Raw genomic sequence first — 17938 nt, 5'->3', positions numbered from 1 at the left:
CTTGGTGGCGGTGTCGAAGCCGGGGAACGTCGCTTGGCCGCCGTGCAGCCGGTCGGCCACGATCTCAGCCATGGTGTTCGCCGGAGCCACGAGCCCCAGGCACATGCCATCGAAGTTGGCGACTTCACCAATGGCGAAGATGCCGGGGACCGGGGTGGCGCAGTGGTCGTTGATGACCACGCCGCCCTTCTTGCCGAGTTCGAACAGCTGTTCAGCGGTGGGGCCGTCCGCGGCGCCTTCCGTTCCGCGGAACAGTTCATCGCGGGGGCGGATGCCGATGGACGCGATAACCATGTCGGCGGGGATGACGCGGCCGTCCTTCATGAGGACGCCGGTGACCTGGCCGTCGTCGTCGGACAATACTTCGGCGGGGTAGGTTCCCGTCAGGACTTCGAGTCCCTTGGCGGTGACCAGACGGCCCAGTGCCTGGCCTGCGCCCTCGTCCAGCTGGGCGTTCATGAGCCAGCGTGAACCGTTGATGACGGTGGCCTGTGCGCCCAACTCCATGGTGCCCGCCGCTGCTTCCAAGCCGAGGAGGCCGCCGCCGATGGTCACGGTCCTGACGGTCCGGCCAAGCTTCTCCGTGAGTTCGGCGATGGCCTTGTTGATGGCCCAGACGTCGTCGAGGGTGCGGTAGACATGGGCGAGCTCACCGCCAGGGAAGGGGAGCTGTGCCGCGTCCGAGCCGGTGGCCACCACCAGGTGGTCGTAGTCGTAAGTGTTGCCGGCCGCGGTTTCCACGGATTTGGCTTCGGGGTTGATCTTGACCACCCGCTCGCCAGTGCGCAGGGAGATGGATTCGTGCTCCCACATGGACATGTCGCCCAAGGTGAGGTCATAGTCCACATCGGTCAGCGCCTTGCTCAGGGTGACCCGGTCATACGGAACGTGGGCTTCCTCGGTCAGGACCGTGACGTGCCAGCCCTCGAGACCGCGGGTATGCATGGCATCGGCAAAACGGTGGGCCGCAGGGCCTCCGCCGGCGACAACAATACGGCGCTGGTTTTCTGGGGTGGAAGTGTGTCCGGTCACTGGTGGCCTTTCGCATACGCCGCAGAACGTGCTCCGCAACTTGTCACTTCAGACTACGGACGGGCAGTTTCTCCTCAGTTTCCCTTTTGTTTCGTGATCTTAACTTCTGGGTCACGATTGGATGTCGGGACCCGTGAGGTCTCTTTTACGCACCCGACACATTGACTGCATTCGAGTGAAACACTCCCCGCCTACCTTGAAGATATGGCCGCTCGGCGGCCACCGCCTGAAGGAAAGGACAGCATTTGTCCGGCTGCAGGCATAGCGAGAGGGGTTGGCATGACCGTCATTCTGGAACGGGAAGAACAACTGACGAGCGCGCCGACCGAGTCCGGCTGGCACCGTGTATGCCCGTTGGACGAGCTGGAACCGGCTTGGGGCGAGGCGGCGTTGATCGACGGCGTGCAGGTGGCGCTCTTCCGCCTCGATGCCGACAATGTCTACGCAGTCGCCCAGCAGGACCCTGCAACCCTGGCCAATGTCATGGCCCGGGGGATCACCGGCTCCCGGGGATCACGCCCCACTATCGCCTCGCCGTTGCACAAGGAGGTCTACGACCTGCAGACCGGTGAGTGCTATTCCAACCCCGGGCTCCGGCTTCCGGCATTCAAGACCCGCATGGTTGACGGCTTCATCGAAGTCGAACTGTAGCCCGGAGCCCCCAGCCGCGCACCGCCGTCGTCCGTCGTGGAGCCGAAGCGCTCAGAGCCCGAGCGCCTCGCGGACATCGGCAAGAATGTGGTCCAAAGTGGTCCGCGCGGCGTGCCGGGTTTCGGCGAGTTCCGCCGCCGAACCGACCGACTTGATGACCTCCAGGTAGCACTTGAGCTTTGGCTCGGTGCCACTGGGCCGGATGATGACGCGGCTTAGGTCCTTGGTCAGGTAGAGGAGGCCGTCCGTCGGCGGCAGTTGCTCGCTTCCCTGGGCCAAATCCACAAAGGTCTCGATGGCGGAACCGCCAAAGGACTCCGGCGGATCGGCCCGGAGCCGGTTCATCATGGCGTCCAGCAAACCAAGGTCCGCCACCCGGATGCTGAGCTGGTCGCTCGCATGCAATCCATGCACCAGGTAGATCTCATCCAAGGTGTCGAAGATCGTCTTTCCTTCGGCTTTGGCCGCCGCCGCTAGTTCGGCGATGAGCAAGGAGGCGGAAATGCCGTCCTTGTCCCTGACGAGTTCGGGTGCAACGCAGTAGCCCAGGGCTTCCTCGTAGCCGTACACAAGTCCCGGCACCCGGGAAATCCACTTGAATCCCGTGAGCGTTTCCTCGTGGGCGAAGCCGGCCGCCGCCGCGATGCGGGAAAGCAGCCGGGACGAGACGATTGAGTTGGCGAAAACGCCCCGTGTTGAATCGCCTTGCCGCACATCCGCGGCGTGCCGGGCCACCACATGTGCCCCAAGTAAGGCGCCCACTTCGTCGCCCCGCAACATCCGCCAAGCACCCGTATCCGGGTCCTGTGCCGCTACGGCCGCGCGGTCGGCGTCGGGGTCGTTCGCCAGCACGATATCGGCACCCAAACGCGCCGCTGCCGCCAAAGCCAGGTCCAGTGCGCCGGGCTCTTCCGGGTTCGGAAAACTGACGGTGGGGAAGTCCGGATCCGGTTCTGCTTGCTCTTCCACGACTGAGACGTCGGTGAAGCCTGCCGCATTCAGCACAGACACCGCAGTCTCACCACCCACGCCATGCATGGGGGTCAAAACGATCTTCAGTTGACGGGCCGGGAAATTCTCGACGTCGGCGAGGCCGGCCATCGCGGCCTCATACTCCCCGGTGATGGAAGCGGGCAGTTCAGTCCAGCCGGACTCGGCCAGTTGGATGGAATCCAAAGGGCCCACGGCTTCGATGCTTGCCGCGATCTGCGAATCGTAGGGTGCCACGATCTGGGACCCGCGGCCGCTTTCCTCCACGGCCCGGCCGCCCAAGTACACCTTGTAACCGTTGTCCTGCGGCGGGTTATGGCTCGCTGTGACCATGACACCGCCGTCGCAATCAAGCGAACGGACCGCGTAAGCCAACAACGGGGTGGGAAGCGCCGAAGGCATCAGGAAGGTCTCGATTCCCGCGGCCGTGAAGATGGCTGCGGACTCCCGTGCGAAGACGTCCGAGTTGTGCCTAGCGTCATAGCCGACGACGGCGCGCGGCCGCGTTCCCGGGGCAGCCGCCTCAACGGCGTCCTTGAGGAAGGCCGCCAAACCTGCCGCTGCCCGGCGCACCACTACGCGGTTCATCCTGTTGGGACCAGGACCGAGGGCGGCACGGAGCCCAGCGGTACCGAACTGCAGCGTTCCGCTGAAGCTGTCTTCAAGCTGTTGACGGGCCGCGGCGACGCCATTGGAGGCGAGTCCGGCCAGCTCGGACAGCGCTGCCGCAGTGACCGGGTCCGGGTCCTGGGCAGCCCACTCGCCGGCGTCGGATATCAGCTTTTCAAATTCGGCATCGCTCGATGTCATAGGGATAAAGCTATCGTCAAAGGGAATGAATGCCGAGGTCACCGGCTATGTCAGCCGTCACAGTCCGGCCCACGCCACCCAACTGACTCGCATTAGTTGTCGTTATGAGGCGTCTAAACGACAACTAATGCGAGTCAGTTGGGCTCCCCAGCGTCAGGGTCGCTGCCGCGTGGTGGTGAGGACGAAGCTCGCCGGGCCGCCTGCACTGAACGCTGCCGCACCCGTGTTCCCCCATTGCGGGAAGAAGATGTCCGAGATGACTACCGAGCCGTCTTGTGTGAAGACCTCCACCGACGAGGAATCCAAGAGGATGCGGAGACGGACCTTGCCGTCCTTCAGGGGCACGGAGGCTTGGTGGTAGGGGCTGAATTTCGGCGAGAAGTTGGAGGTCCCGGCTGCAGAGCGGTCCACTTTGAGGGTCTGGCTTGCGCGGTTGTACGAGATCCGGAGGCCTGCCTTCCCGTCCGCCGAAGCCCGCAGTACCAATCCGGCCTCGGAGGCGCCCGCAACGTCCATCTCGGCGTCGATCAGCTGGGTTCGGGTTCCGAAATCGCCGCCGAGGGGTTCCGTTGAATCGGTGACGGTGAGGTTTTTGCCATGTACTTCACTGGTCTTGGTGTCCGTGAGCGCATCCGCGGCAGCCTGGGCGATGCTCGAATGGAGCTCGAAACGGCTTCCTGTGGCTGCGAGGGTGAGCTGCCGGGGGATGGCCATTGACCCGCGCCATGGCGTGCTCGGGACGGATTGCGCATAGTCCCAGTTCCCCATCCAGCCGAGAAGCACCGGCTTTCCACCAGGAGCCCCGGTGATGGTGTTGGCCGCATAGAAGTCCGCACCATGGTCAAGCCATTGCGATTCCGTCAGCGCGTCGCCCGGCTTTGCCGCGTTTTCCGCCGTGAACCGTGTGCCGTCGAAATTGCCCACGAAGTACTGCATGCCGGAGCCTCCTGCGATGCCTCCCGGGTTGATGCTCAGGATCATGACCCACTTCTTCAGGCCGTTGCCGCCGTCGACGTCCATCTGGAGCAGCTCGGGAACTTCCCAGAGCCCGCCCTGGGCGCCCACTCCCGAGAAGTCGCTGAGGAAGTCCCAGTGCAGCAGGTCGGTGGATTTGAAGAGTTTCACCACCTGGGCGTCAGCTACCACCGTGGTCATGACCCAGTATTTGCCGGGCTCGTACCAGGTAATCTTCGGATCCCGGAAGTTGTTCGACGCCGGATTCAGGCTGAGCACCGGATTGCCCTTGTACTTGGTCCAGGACGTTCCATGGTCCAGGCTGTAGGCCACGGACTGGGCCTGGCTGCCCTTGGGCAGCGCCCCTCCGTCGCCGTACGAGCTGGTGTAGAGGGCTACCAGCGGCGGGTTTCCAGCGGTGCCCAGGCCGGAGGCGTTCTTGGTGTCCGGAACGATGGCGCCGGAAAAGATTTCCTCACTGGCGGTGCCCTCCATGGCTACCGGTTTCTGGGTCCAGTGCACCAGATCCGTGCTGGTGGAATGACCCCACGACATGTCTCCCCAGAAGTTGCCGTGCGGATTGTGCTGGTAGAACGCGTGATAGGTGCCGTTTTCGTAGACAAGCCCGTTGGGATCGTTGATCCAGTTTTGCGACGCCGTGAGGTGAGCGGCGGGCCGCCATGGGTCCGATTCGGATGGTGCGGGGGCAGCCATCCCGACGGCGGTGCCGCCGGTGGTGCCGCCGGCGGATGGCGACGCGTCCGGCGTCGGGGTGCAGGAACTCGCGAACATTGCGATGAGGACGGCGACGACGGCGAGTGCCGCCTTGCGAGCGGGCCGGAACGGGCGTTGGGGGGAGTGGAGCATGGGACTTCCTGGGTTGTGGAGCAGGGCGCCCGGGGTGAACCGGGCGCCCCATGTTGCCGGGCAGGCAGCGAATCCCCTGCCTGCCCGGCTGTTTTTGCCTGTGGCCTACTTGTAGAGGCCTTCCCCGCCGACGCGGACGTTGGTGGGGAGGTAGCCGAACGGGCCGAGGCCGTTCTTGCCGAAGCTGCGGTCAACCTGCGTGACGCCACCGGCGAAGTTGATCTTTACCGTAGGGGAGAGGGACCCTCCACGGACTCCGTCAACGTTGTCGATGAAGGACTGCACCAGGCCGCCCGGCTGCACATAGTGCGAGTAGGCCTGGAACTGACGGCCGTTCTGCTGTGCCGACTGGGTGCCGCTCGGGTTGTTCGCCGGCAGGTTCAAGTCGGTCGGCGAGCCGAGCGCGAGGCCCGAGTTGTTCACCGGCTGGAAGTCCGAACGGACACCGTTGCCAACAAAGCCGTAGACGCCGTCGGGACCACGCATGCCATCGGCGTAGGTGAACTGGTGGCTGATCGTGAACAGGTAGTACTTGTTCTTGCCGTTTTCATTCTGGATGAAGATCTGCGGGCGCTCGGTCTGGTCGTTGACGCAGTTGGCGGACAGGATCGGCGGCAGGAAGTGCCACTGGGTCAGGTCCTTGTTGTCTGCGACGGCCAGGCCCACGCTCGCGGTCTGGAACCAGGAACCGGTGGTGGTGTTGACCGTGTTGGTGTTTTCGGCGTGGGGATCGCCTGCCTGGTAACCGAGATCAGCATCGGTGCACTTGTAGGAGCCGCGGTTTCCGGCGGTGTTGCCCTCAAAGACCATGAAGGTCTGGCCTGGGTGGGCCGGGTCTTCGAACGTGTACGGGTCACGGAAGGCGAAGCCGGCGTTCTGGGCCTTGGTCTGGTATAGCTTTCCGTCCGGTTCGAGCAGCTTGGTGTGCTGGAAGCCGTCGAAGGTCACGCCGTTCTGGTCGGCGTGGATGTTGCCGAGGGCCTTGGCAATGACTGCGTCCGGAGCGATCCCGCCTCCGCCCGCGTTGCGCTCTGCACGGTCGTAGAACGTGGTGGCCGTGTAGAACACGTTGACGTGGTCACCCTGCATGAGGCGCGTGGAACCGGACCATTCGGTGTTGCCGATGGAGGTGTTGTCCAGGAACAGGTGTCCGCCGTAGTTCCACTTGTCCTTCGCGGGGTCTGCGTTGGTCTTGCGGAAGAAGTAGCCGATGCGGGCGTTCCAGTGGCGCTGGTCGAAGCCGTAACCCGCGTGGCGATCGGCGACGAGGGAGAAGATGACATCCCAGCCCTTGTAGCTGATCTGGTTGGCGTTCTGGTCGGTCAGGGACCACGTGTCCCAGACCCACACGTCGTCGTTCATGGCCGGGAAGTCCTTCGGGATCTCCGGCATGGTGACGTTGGGGCTCATGGAGTTCTGGCCGGCGGTCACGTTCGGGTTGCTCTGGGCCATGATCTGCTTGGCATCCGCCCGCGTCCACTTGGACGTGAAGTTTGCGGCGGGATCTAAGGCTTGTTGCGTGTGGACCGTCGGAAGCGGGAATCCCGGCGTGGGAGCCGGCATCGTGGTGGCCGGCTTGTCGGCAGGCAGGTTTGCCTGGGCTGCCGGGGATGCCATGAGCACCGTCGCGGCCACACTGGCAGCGGCCGCAAAAGCGGCTACAGACCGCAGGCGTCGGCGTGGCCTGTTGGGGGTTGAGTGAGATTTCATGCTTGCTCTTCTCGCGGAGGTTGGACTACGTGGAATTGGCGCAAGGCCTGGTCCGCACTCCGGCGTTCCCGTAACACCAATGGCGTCGTCGGGAACGCCATCGTGTCGGGTGGACGGGGGATTCTTAGGAAGCCCCCATCCTTCGGTCCGGCACGTCGACTTGCCGGGACCGTTCAAAGCTTGACGTGCGCATGATGCGGTTGCAAGCCGTGTTTCGAGTGCCGTTCCGGGCTCTGGAGCACATGTCAGACATATGTGCGCAAGCGTTTACATTTTTACACCGCGCGCGTGCCATGGAAAGCGCGGCGGGTCAAATGTTTCTGAATAAATCTGATTTATTTGAAAAGTTCACATGCCATTAACGCGGGGGCGAATTGACTTGACAGGAGTCGGAAAATTGCCGTGGGGACGGCTGTCGTTGGTGGGATTCGTGGTCCGGCTGGAGCGGGATACAAAACTGCCCGCGCCGGGGTCCGGCGCGGGCAGTTCGCTCGTTCGAGGGGGGCTATTTGGCCTTCGTGGAGCGGGTTCGCACCAAGGCGGTGACGCCCGCGGCCAGGCCGATGAGGCCGACCGCGAGTCCGAACCAGCCAGCCGTGGATCCTGCGTCGCTGGATGTCGTCGATGCCGCGGCCGACGGCGCCGGGGTCACGGACGGGGAGGACGCGGGAGCCGCCGATGCGGCTGCGTCGCTCGCGGTGGTGACGAACGAGGGAGCCGGGTGCTCCGGTTCAGGCTGCCCCTCAACGGTCTTCTCGTCCCACTTCACCACCGTGCCGTCGGTGTAGCTCTGCGTGGCTGGCAGCGTCACGGTGGTGCCGGCGTCGGGGAGTACACCCACCGAGATCGAGAACGCCTGGTATTCGTTCTGCCCGATCTGGTGTGCGGCGTCCGCGGTCCAGACGACCGAACTGACCGCCTTGGTCACCGTTGCCCCTCCAACCGTGACGGGTTTTGGCAGGGTGGTGGTGACGAGCTCGGCCGTCCAGCCCTCGACCGGCTTCACGGACACAGAGTTGAAGGGCGTATCCGTGGGGAGTGATACTTCGAGCTTGTTGGTCTTGGCCGTCGGGGACTCGTTGGGAACGTTGAAGGTCAGGTGGGTGTAGCCGCCTGCTGCGGGGTCGTCGGGATTGACGTTGACGTGTGCGGACGCTGCGGAGATGCCGAAGGCGAGCAGCCCGGCGGCCATCGTCGCGGCGCAGGCGGTTTTGAGGGTACGGCGGTAGGAGGTCTTCATGGCAATGATGCCCTTTCACAAAGGAAATGCGGTTTGGGGACCGGGGCGGACGGAGGTCCGGACCGGTGAAGGCAGCGAGGTGCCGCCTGTCCCTGGCTATATGTGAAAGGGAGAGTCTCAGACGGCGGGCATCAGGGCTGGCGGGCCGCGCAGGGAAGGAAGCCGAAGGCCGGGAAGGCTGCGTGGATGCACAACCGGGGTCGGGCACGGAGCAGAGGTTCGGAGTGGCTGAATCGCTGTTGGAGCAGGCAGTTGGACCAGCGGCCGCAGCCACGCTGCCAGTGCCCACAGTGCTTGTTCGCCGCGCGCGAGGACCAGGGCCGTGCCCAGGGTTGCGACTGAGTGCGCCCCGAGCATGTGCCAGTCGCTGGCGGCAGCGTGGGCTGAGGCGATGGCGCTTACGGTTTCCGGGGTTGACGCCAAGGGAACATGTCCTGCATGCCCGGACTGCAACGATGCCGCGGTGGACGTTCCGGACAGGGCGCAGAATGCCCAGTGAAGGCAGAGCTGTCCGGCTCCCAGCAGCCCTGCGACGACGGGAAGCGAAAGCCGGGCGCGCGTCAGGATGGCGACAGGGAGGATTGTCAGGGCAGAGAGCGCCGCCAAAATCGCCGGTGCCGGAAGGTTTCCGCCGCCGGCAAGGTGCCCACCCGCGGCCAATCCAAGAATGATCGAGCCGACCAGGCTGGTCCGCAAGAACCGGAAAGGCGCGGATGTCATGATCGGCGGTCCTTCCGGTTCGAGCGCTTGGGGCGGAGAATCACTCAAATTCTACTGCGCTACGAACTCCGGAATAGCCGGGAGCCTGGGCTCCCGGCTATTCGATCAAAGCTTGGCGATGATGTCCGCCAGGAGGCGCGAAATGCGTGCGCCCGCCGTCTGTCCTGCCTCGATGACTTCCTGGTGGCTCAGCGGTACCGGGCTGATGCCGGCGGCCAGGTTGGTCACGAGGGAGATGCCGAAGACCTCCATACCTGCGTGCCGGGCGGCGATGGCTTCCAGAGCGGTGGACATGCCCACCAAGTCCGCGCCGATTCGCTTGGCGTATTGGACCTCGGCCGGAGTTTCGTAGTGCGGGCCGGTGAACTGGGCGTAGACGCCTTCGTCGAGCGTCGGATCCACTTCGCGGGCCAGTCCGCGGATGCGCGAGGAGTACAGGTCCGTGAGGTCCACGAACGTGGCGCCTTCAAGGGGAGAAGCCGCCGTCAGGTTGATGTGGTCGCTGATCAGCACGGGTGTGCCGGGGGTCCAGGCTTCGTTCAGGCCACCGCAGCCGTTGGTCACCACCAGGGTCTGGCATCCGGCCGCCGCGGCTGTGCGTACGCCGTGGACTACAGCGCGGACGCCTTTGCCTTCGTAGTAGTGGGTACGCGCGCCGAGAACGAGGGCCCGCTTGCCTTCCTTGGTCAGGACCGAGCGGATGGTGCCCACATGCCCCTCAACGGCAGGAGCGTGGAAGCCGGGAACTTCCGACGCCGTGAGGGTCGCCGTCGTTTCGCCTATGAGATCCGCAGCGGCGCCCCAGCCTGAGCCGAGCACGAGTGCGACGTCGTGGGTTTCGACGCCGGTCTCCGCCGCGATGTAGTCGGCCGCAGCTTTGGCGGCCTCGAATGGGTCTGTATTCATCAGCTCTGTGTTACTCACTGGTACAAACTACAGTGCTGCGCGCGTTGTTGAACAGGGCGCAGTTGGGCAGGTAAGCGGCCTCTAAAGGCGTTCTCAGGTGGGGCTTAGTGGCAGGTCCGCCCGCATTAAGTGAGAATGGAACATTGTGACCATGCATCCTGACTTCAGCTCACCACGAATCGCGATCCTGGGCGGAGGTCCAGGCGGATATGAAGCGGCCATGGTCGCGGCGCACTTGGGAGCGAGGGTAACCCTCATCGAGCGCGCCGGACTCGGCGGCTCAGCCGTCCTCACCGACGTCGTACCCTCCAAAACCCTGATCGCGACGGCGGATCTCATGACCCGCGTCGGCGAGGCGGGGGAGCTGGGAGTCAAGTTCGCCGTCGACGGCAGCGATGTGGCGCCGGGCATGCGCGCGGACCTGGGCCACATCAACGACCGTGTCCTGCACCTCGCGCGGGAGCAGTCGGACGACATCCGGGTGGGCCTTGAGCACCTTGGCGTGGAGATCCTGATGGGCTCCGGAAAACTCCTGGACAACCACACCATCGAGGTCATTACCTCGGAGGGTGTCAAGACAATTACCGCCGATGCCATTCTTCTCGCCGTCGGCGCCCACCCCCGCGAACTGCCCACGGCAAAGCCCGACGGTGAGCGCATCCTGAACTGGGCACAGATCTACAACCTCGAGGAACTTCCGGAAGACCTGATTGTCGTCGGTTCCGGCGTCACCGGCGCCGAATTCGCTTCGGCCTACAACGGCCTTGGTTCGAACGTCACCCTGATTTCGAGCCGCGACCAGGTCCTGCCCGGCTCGGACACGGACGCGGCCCAGGTCCTTGAAGGTGTCTTCAAGCGCCGCGGCGTGCGCGTCTTGTCCCGCTCACGCGCGGAGGCCGTTGAAAGGACCGACGGCGGTGTTAAGGTGACGCTTGGCGACGGCACCACCGTCTCGGGCAGCCACTGCCTCGTCTGTGTTGGCTCCATCCCCAACACGGCCGGAATCGGACTCGAAGAGGCGGGCGTGGCTGTCACTGAGTCCGGCCACATCAAGGTCGACGGCGTCTCCCGCACCACGGCGCCGAACATCTATGCCGCCGGTGATTGCACCGGAATCCTGGCCCTCGCCTCGGTCGCTGCCATGCAGGGCCGCATCGCTGTTGCGCACTTCCTGGGCGACGCCGTCATGCCGATCAAGCTCCACCAAGTGGCTTCCAACATCTTCACTTCACCCGAAATCGCCTCTGTGGGCGTCTCCGAGGCCGACCTCGAATCGGGCAAGTACCAGGGTGATGTGGTCATGCTGTCCCTGCTGAGCAATGCCCGCGCCAAGATGCGCAACACCAAGGACGGCTTCGTGAAGATCATTGCGCGCAAGGGCTCGGGCACCGTGATCGGTGGCGTCGTCATCGGTCCGAATGCCTCCGAGCTCATCTATCCGATCGCCGTTGCCGTGAAGCAGAAACTGCACGTCGACGACCTCGCAAGCACCTTCACGGTGTACCCATCGCTGACCGGTTCCATCTCGGAAGCGGCGCGGCGGCTGCACGTGCATATGTAGGGCTTGGCTCTCGACTCGCATTCGATCCTGCGACACAGAAAATGCCCCACGACGCGCGAATTCGCGTGTCGTGGGGCATTTTCCGTCGCGTGAAACCAGATCAAGCACTTTGGACGACGATGACGAGTCGGCCGTCGTCGATCCGGTAGAGCACCCGATAATCTCCCGTTCGGACGCGCCACTCGACCCGCCCTGCCAGCTTCTTGGCGCCGGGTGGGCGCGGAGTCTCGGCCAGCAACTCGATGGCTGCTTGGACCCGGCGGCGGCCCTCGGGAGGGAGCTTGCGCAGTTGCCGAAGGGCCGCTGGCAGGACCGTGATGTTGTAGCTCACGTCAGGCCCAGATCGCATGTGCGTTCCAGATCAGTGGGTCGGCTATTTTGTCAGAGCCTCCTGAGATGCTTTGGGTATGGAAGCGATCGGACACCTCACTACCCGCCAGGCCGCTGCGCCCGGCGGCGGGTTCGTCGTGTTCCATAAGGTGCGCGAGCCGCGGATGGTGACGGCGGCTGCTCAAGCGGCGGGTCAAATGCCGGGGCCGCGTCGGCTCGCTCTGCTGGATCCGCCCGAGGATCGCGACAGCCGTCACGACGGCGGTCGCGGTGGTCCGCAGGGTGTTCTTGAGGGCGCACTCGCGGCGTTGCGCTCGCTGGCACGGACGGCTGTGGACGACGTCGGGACGCTGGGGTTGCAGGACTCCGCCGCGTTTGCCTCAGGCGTGGAGGAACTCTCCCGCACCCTGGACTACTTGCAGCTCGTCGCCGCGGGGCAGTTGCACCGGGTCCGGCAGCAGGAGCCGGCCTGGGGGACCGGCTGGACGACGGGCTGGGGAGCCGACGCCGGGGAGGGCGGCTCCAGCGATGGTCCCCGCAGCGCCGAACCTGAAGCTCGAGCAGCCGGGGCCAGGGTCGACGTCGACGGCGGCGGGCTCGCTGCCGGTGACGCCCGGGCCGCGGTCAGGGAGTTCCGGAACACGGGCGAGCACCTGCGCTCGCTGCTGCGGATCGGCTCGGCGGAGGCCCGTCGCCGCCTTGCCCTGGCGGAGGATCTGCTGCCGGGCCGCTCACTTACAGGTCAAAGGATCCAGCCGCGATATGGGGAAGTGGCCGCGGCCCTGGCCTGCGGGAGCATCGCGGCCCGGCCGGCGACCACCATTACGATGGCCCTGGACCGGGTCCGGCCACGGTGCAGCGCGGAGACAGCCGCGGACATGGAACACGCGCTGACCATGACGGCGGCCGAGAACGACGCCGATTTCCTGGCCAGGATCGCCCGCCGCTGGACCGACGCGATCGACCAGGACGGGGCCGAGCCCAGCGAAGAAGCCTTGCGCCACCTCCAGGGCGCTTTCCTGCGGAAACCCAAACACGGGCTGCAGCATGTGGAGATCTTCGCCACCCAGGACCAGTACGAGCACCTGCTCACCGTCATGAACACGGCCACCAATCCCCGGAGCCGCACGTCCGGGGAGCCCGGACCCGGGGACCATGCGGTGGACGCGGGCGGCGGAGACGGCGGGAGCGGGCCGGCAAACGCTCCGACGGACGGCCGGGCGGATGCTCTGCCGGGTGGTTCAGGTGATGATGCCGCGTCCCTGGACCGCCGCACGAGGGCGCAAAAACTCCTGGACGGGTTGCTGGGCGCCTGCAAGATTGCCCTCGCCACCGGTGCACTGCCTGCGGCCGGAGGCCAACGCCCCCAGATCATGGCCACCATCGATCACCGGGAGCTCCTGGCAGCGCTGAAAGACGCGGAGCAGCTCACGTTCCTCGGGCAATCTGGACAAGCCGGGCGCTCCGGCGGGTCGCAACGCGGCACGGGGAGCTTTACGTTCACCGGCCCGGTCCCGGCGGCCACGCTGCGGAAGATCGCCTGCGACGCCGACATCATTCCCGTCGTCCTCGGCGGCGACGGCCAGGTGCTGGACATCGGCCGGTCCTCCAGGATCTTCCCGGCGCACATCCGTAAGGCCATTACCGCCCGGGACAAAGGCTGCGCGTTCCCTTCGTGCACCATGCCGGCCCCGTGGTGCGAAGCCCACCACATCGAGTACTGGTCGCGGGGTGGACCAAGCAGTGTCGACAATGGTGTCTTGCTGTGCAGCCACCACCACCATCTGATCCACAAGGAAGAGTGGCACATCCAAGTCCAAACAGGCGTGCCCTGGTTCATCCCGCCACCCCACATCGACCCACGCCAACAACCACGCAAGAACCGCTACTTCCATGTGTGATCGCGCGTGTCGGTGTTACCTGCCTTGAGAGTGTGATGTGCCGGGTCCGATCGACCAGATGGCGACCACGCGCCCGCGAGGTGACCTAGCTGCAAGGATGCGCGCTTGGGTGATTATCCAGAAGGGCGACTTGCACGCTCTGGTTTACTAGGGCACATGGGGGATCCGACAGAAAACAAAGCAGGGACCGGACTGGCCTGCTCGCCATGGCTCTGCTTCACGCAATCGGCACAGACCCCGAATGCATCGTCGATGACTATCTGGAAACCGTCAGGCTTGGCGATGCGCGGGCGGCCAGAGGCGAGCGAAACAACGTCGAACCTAGGCTTGAGGAACTATGCCGGCAACACGGCACAACAACTGAAGGCGCCTTCCGGGATGCCTTGGAAAAATTCGATCTCCACACCTTCCTCGACGCCGCGAAGCTCACCGACCGGGACCGGGAGGGCCTGTTCACGTGGCGCGGCGCGGCAACCCCTACGCCGCAACGCCCTGGAAATGCTTCTCGATAATCCCCTTGATGTCCCCATGGCACCCTCCGCACCCCGTCCCCGCGCGGGTCGCCTTGGAAACTTCCGGCACGGACGAGCAGCCATCCAACACGGCTTCCTCGATGCTCGCGCCGCTGACGCCTGCGCAGCGGCACACTGTGCGCTGCGGATCATCATTCGAAGCGGAAGAGCCGAGCTGGTCCGGCCCGTCCAGGCGTAGGAGGAGTGAACGGTCTGCTGGCAACTCGGAGCCGCGTTCGAACAGCATCACGAGCTCCGCGGCCGTGCGCGGCATGCCTACGGTGACGAGTCCTTCGAGCGCGCCGCCCCGCGTCGTCATTTTGACGTAGCGGCCGTGTTCGGGATCGGCCCACTGGGCGACCTGGCGCCGGGGCGTTCCCTCCGAGACACCCACGGACAACAGCTCGTCATCCCACGGCTCAGCGCTGTTGTCGCCAGCGACCGCCAGGTTGATGCCTCGCGCCTTCAACACCACGACGCCGGGCTTCTCCTGCGGCAGCGGTGCCAAGGTGTCGGCAGCGTCCTGGCCGCCTTCGGCAAGAAGGATCAGGTACTCGGCAAGCCACTCGGCCTGCCGCCAACCCGGTCCCACCAGCCCGGAGGGGCCAAGTGCTGTGCGGCATTCGGCGCACTCGGCATCGGCGCAGCGGACTTCGGCGCAGTCCCCGATGGCGAACATGTGCGGCTCGTGATAGGTCCGCAAGTGGTGATCCACAAGGATGCCGGTGGCCGCGGGCAGCCCGCAGCCTTCGGCCAGTTCGATCCGGGGGCGCACGCCGCAGGAAAGGACAAGAAGGTCGCCTTCGATCCGCGACCCGTCGTTGAGCACGAGGGCCGAAAACATGCCGTCGGGGCCATTGTGCTCCACCGCCGTGGAACGGGCGTTGCCCACCATGGTGATCCCGCTGTTGCGCAAGCTCGCCGCGAGAACGGCTCCACCGCCGCGGTCGATGTTGCGGCCCAGCGGGAAGGAACCGTTGTGCACCACCGTGGCCAGGGCACCTTCTTCGGCTGCGGCCAACGCCGTTTCAAGGCCGAGTACACCGCCACCGAGCACGATCACGCGCTTGCCGGCAGTCACGGCGTCGCGCAATTGAGCGGCGTCGCGGAGGTCCCGGAGGGCGGTCACCCCTGGAGGGAGGACAGGGTGTGAAGGATCGGGGTTGATACCCGTGAGGTTCGGAATGACGGGTCGCGAACCCGTGGCGAACACCAAACGGTCGTAGCCAGGCGTGGTCCCGTCCGAAAGGACAAGCTGCTGGCGTGCGCGGTCGATGCGTTTGACGGTGACACCCAGCCGGACTTCGACGCCGTCCGCCGCCAAATCGGCAGCGTCCGCCATCGCGAGGGCTGCCGCGGTAGTACGACCCACGCCGAGTTCCGCCACCATGACACGGTTGTAGGCCGCTTCGCTTTCCTGCCCGACGACGAGCAGCTGGACAAGGCCGCCGCGCACGGCGGGCAACAGTTCGTCCACCAGCCGGGCTGCGACCGGTCCGAACCCGACCACCACAATTCGCTCGCTCACGATGCCTCCTTGACCTGCGTTGACAAGCCGGCGCCCGCTGGAACAGCCAACTGGCCAGCCAACGCCGATTCGATATTTGGTAGTGCTGCCTTCCGGACCCAGACCGTGCTGGTCTTGAACTCCGGCATGCCCGAGATGGGATCCGTAACCGCTTCAGTGAGCAGGTTGGCGCTGCCCAGTCCAGGGAAATGGAAGGGGAGGAAGACGGTGTCCGTCCGGATGCTGTTGCTGAGCTCCACCCTGCACAGGACCTCTCCGCGTTCGTTGGAGACCCGGACAAAGTCGCCGTCGGTGATGTCCCTGACGGCCGCCGTCGCGGGGTGGATCTGCAAGAGCGCCTCCGGCTGCGCGGCGGCGAGTTCGGCCACGCGGCGGGTCTGGGCGCCCGATTGGTAATGTTCCAGCAACCGCCCGGTGACAAGCGTCAGCGGGTCAGGATCAGAGCCGACGACGGCGGATCGCCGGGACCGCGTCCGCGGTGCCACCGGGACCATCACCGCGCGCCCGCTGGCGTGCGCGAAACCGTCGAGGAAGAGTCGCGGCGTTCCCGAACTACCGGTGGGATAAGGCCAGTAGGCAGCCTCTCCTCGATCCAGCATGGCGTAGTCGATTCCGGAGTAGTCGGCCAGGCCGCCCGCCGAGGCGAGCCGGAGCTCCTCGAACACGGTCTCGGGATCGTCGCTGAACGTGGACGGAGCGTCGAGCGATTCGGCGAGCCGGGCCATGAGCCACAATTCGCTGCGGACGCCGGGGGGAGGGGTGAGCGCCTTACGACGGCGGAGCACGCGGCCCTCGAGGTTGGTCAGGGTACCTTCTTCCTCGGCCCACTGGGTGACCGGGAGGACCAGGTCGGCTTCCAGCGCCGTCTCGGACATGAAGAAGTCGCAGACAACCAGGAAGTCCAGGCTCCGCAGGCCCTCGATCACCGCGCCGGCGTCGGGGGCTGACACCGCAACATTGGCGCCGTGCACGAAGAGGCAACGGACGCCGTCGGGCTGTCCCAAAGACTTCAACAGCTCCACGGCGGGAAGACCGGGGCCGGGGATGAGTGATTCGTCGACGCCCCACACCTTTGCGACGTGGGCGCGGGCGGCGGGATCGGTGATCTTGCGGTAGCCGGGGAGCTGGTCGGCCTTTTGGCCGTGCTCGCGGCCGCCCTGGCCGTTTCCCTGGCCGGTCAGTGTGCCGTAGCCGCTGCGGGAGGATCCCGGCAGGCCGAGGAGGAGGCTGAGGTTGATCGCGGCGGTGGCGGTGTCCGTACCGTCGACGTGCTGTTCGACGCCGCGGCCGGTGAGGATGTAGCTGCCGCCGCGCCGGGCGCCGTCGGCGAGGCGGCGGGCGGTTTCCCGGATGAGTGTGGCGGGCACGCCGGTGATTGACTGGACGCGCTCCGGCCAGAAAGCGGAGAGGCTACGAACTATCGCCGGGTACCCGGTGGTGCGATCCTCGAGGTATTCGGCGTCGGCGAGGCCTTCGTGGACCACCACGTGGGAGATACCCAACAGCAGGGCCAGGTCTGTTCCGGGGGTCGGCTGCAAGTGGATGCCGCCGCCGTCGCCGGTGAATGCGGCCGTCGCGGAACGGCGGGGATCGGCCACGATCAACCCGCCGGAATCGCGCACGCCCTGCAGGTGCTGGACGAATGGTGGCATGGTCTCGGCGACGTTGGAGCCGAGAAGGAAAATGACGTTTGCCGAATCGAGGTCTTCCACGGGGAACGGGAGGCCGCGGTCCACACCGAACGCGCGGTTTCCGGCCGCCGCGGCGGAGGACATGCAGAAACGTCCGTTGTAGTCGATGCGCGAGGTTCCCAACGCCAAGCGGGCGAACTTGCCCAACTGGTAGGCCTTCTCATTGGTGAGTCCGCCGCCGCCGAACACGCCGACGGCGTCTGGCCCGTACTGCTCGCGGGTCTGCTTGACGGCGCCGGTGACCAGCATGAGTGCCTGGTCCCACGTGACTGGCCGGTGGACGCCGTCGGACCCTTTGAGCATGGGTTCCGTGACGCGTCCGGTGTGGTTCAACAACGACGCCGATGTCCAGCCCTTGCGGCACAGCCCGCCCCGGTTGGTGGGGAAGTCGCGGCCGGACACGTCCAGGAGCGGAAGTGCCTTTGCCGCGGGAGCGGGGTCTGACCCCGGCTGCGCCGAGGGCGCCGCCGGGGTCAGGGTCATGGCGCACTGCAGCGCACAATACGGGCAGTGGGTGTTGGCGCCATTGGGCATA

The 17938-nt window shown here is 65.6% G+C and carries 13 protein-coding genes and 1 pseudogene; 4 read left to right on the top strand and 10 right to left on the bottom strand.

Annotation, left to right across the window (positions count from 1 at the left end):
• The coding region (locus AC1DJB_RS17495; RefSeq protein ID WP_441433505.1) for an NAD(P)/FAD-dependent oxidoreductase at positions 1–1032 on the bottom strand (1032 nt) is incomplete at its 3' end.
• Between the two features lie 279 nt (positions 1033–1311).
• Between AC1DJB_RS17495 and nirD the strand changes: the two genes are divergently transcribed.
• Positions 1312–1683 (top strand): nitrite reductase small subunit NirD, encoded by a 372-nt coding sequence (gene nirD, locus AC1DJB_RS17490; protein ID WP_284989798.1) that lies wholly within the window; start codon positions 1312–1314, stop codon positions 1681–1683.
• 51 nt (positions 1684–1734) lie between these two features.
• On the opposite strand, the gene AC1DJB_RS17485 is transcribed toward nirD, so the two are convergent.
• The 6 genes from AC1DJB_RS17485 to AC1DJB_RS17460 all read right to left on the bottom strand — a co-directional run bounded on the left by AC1DJB_RS17485 (position 1735) and on the right by AC1DJB_RS17460 (position 9880).
• Positions 1735–3483 carry a phospho-sugar mutase gene (locus AC1DJB_RS17485; RefSeq protein ID WP_441433504.1) on the bottom strand — a complete coding sequence of 583 codons (1749 nt, stop codon included), beginning with the start codon at positions 3481–3483 and terminating at the stop codon, positions 1735–1737.
• Between the two features lie 153 nt (positions 3484–3636).
• Positions 3637–5304, bottom strand: a complete 1668-nt coding sequence (locus AC1DJB_RS17480; protein WP_441433503.1) for a glycoside hydrolase family 32 protein — start codon at positions 5302–5304, stop codon at positions 3637–3639.
• 105 nt (positions 5305–5409) lie between these two features.
• Complete coding sequence (locus tag AC1DJB_RS17475; protein WP_441433502.1) at positions 5410–7014, bottom strand: glycoside hydrolase family 68 protein; 1605 nt, start codon at positions 7012–7014, stop codon at positions 5410–5412.
• Positions 7015–7519: 505 nt separating this feature from the next.
• Positions 7520–8254, bottom strand: a complete 735-nt coding sequence (locus AC1DJB_RS17470) for a YcnI family copper-binding membrane protein (RefSeq protein ID WP_441433501.1) — start codon at positions 8252–8254, stop codon at positions 7520–7522.
• A 117-nt stretch (positions 8255–8371) separates the two neighbouring features.
• Positions 8372–8974: a hypothetical protein gene (locus AC1DJB_RS17465; protein ID WP_441433500.1), complete on the bottom strand. Its 603-nt coding sequence runs from the start codon at positions 8972–8974 to the stop codon at positions 8372–8374.
• Positions 8975–9079: 105 nt separating this feature from the next.
• Complete coding sequence (locus tag AC1DJB_RS17460) at positions 9080–9880, bottom strand: purine-nucleoside phosphorylase (RefSeq protein WP_306961275.1); 801 nt, start codon at positions 9878–9880, stop codon at positions 9080–9082.
• A 145-nt stretch (positions 9881–10025) separates the two neighbouring features.
• Here AC1DJB_RS17460 and AC1DJB_RS17455 point away from each other — a divergent pair, with 145 nt between their 5' ends.
• Complete coding sequence (locus tag AC1DJB_RS17455) at positions 10026–11441, top strand: NAD(P)H-quinone dehydrogenase (protein ID WP_059387905.1); 1416 nt, start codon at positions 10026–10028, stop codon at positions 11439–11441.
• Between the two features lie 100 nt (positions 11442–11541).
• On the opposite strand, the gene AC1DJB_RS17450 is transcribed toward AC1DJB_RS17455, so the two are convergent.
• Positions 11542–11790 carry a type II toxin-antitoxin system RelE family toxin gene (locus tag AC1DJB_RS17450; protein ID WP_370872622.1) on the bottom strand — a complete coding sequence of 83 codons (249 nt, stop codon included), beginning with the start codon at positions 11788–11790 and terminating at the stop codon, positions 11542–11544.
• Positions 11791–11848: 58 nt separating this feature from the next.
• On the opposite strand from AC1DJB_RS17450, the gene AC1DJB_RS17445 reads away from it, so the two are divergent.
• Both AC1DJB_RS17445 and AC1DJB_RS17440 read left to right on the top strand, forming a co-directional pair.
• Positions 11849–13672 (top strand): HNH endonuclease signature motif containing protein, encoded by a 1824-nt coding sequence (locus tag AC1DJB_RS17445; protein WP_441433499.1) that lies wholly within the window; start codon positions 11849–11851, stop codon positions 13670–13672.
• 194 nt (positions 13673–13866) lie between these two features.
• Positions 13867–14184: pseudogene (locus AC1DJB_RS17440) on the top strand (tyrosine-protein phosphatase); the annotation flags it as partial.
• Here AC1DJB_RS17440 and AC1DJB_RS17435 read toward each other — a convergent pair.
• Positions 14150–15712, bottom strand: coding sequence for an FAD-dependent oxidoreductase (locus AC1DJB_RS17435; RefSeq protein ID WP_332601487.1), 1563 nt, complete (start codon positions 15710–15712; stop codon positions 14150–14152). The pseudogene AC1DJB_RS17440 and the gene AC1DJB_RS17435 overlap by 35 nt on opposite strands.
• Positions 15709–17937 (bottom strand): molybdopterin oxidoreductase family protein, encoded by a 2229-nt coding sequence (locus tag AC1DJB_RS17430; protein WP_441433498.1) that lies wholly within the window; start codon positions 17935–17937, stop codon positions 15709–15711. Before AC1DJB_RS17430 ends, AC1DJB_RS17435 begins: the two co-directional genes overlap by 4 nt.
• Position 17938: the final 1 nt, after the last annotated feature.

The sequence above is a fragment of the Arthrobacter sp. 01T428 genome, assembly GCF_056398685.1.
Note: the sequence above shows the minus strand (reverse complement) of the source record. Positions and strands in the feature narration are given on the sequence as shown.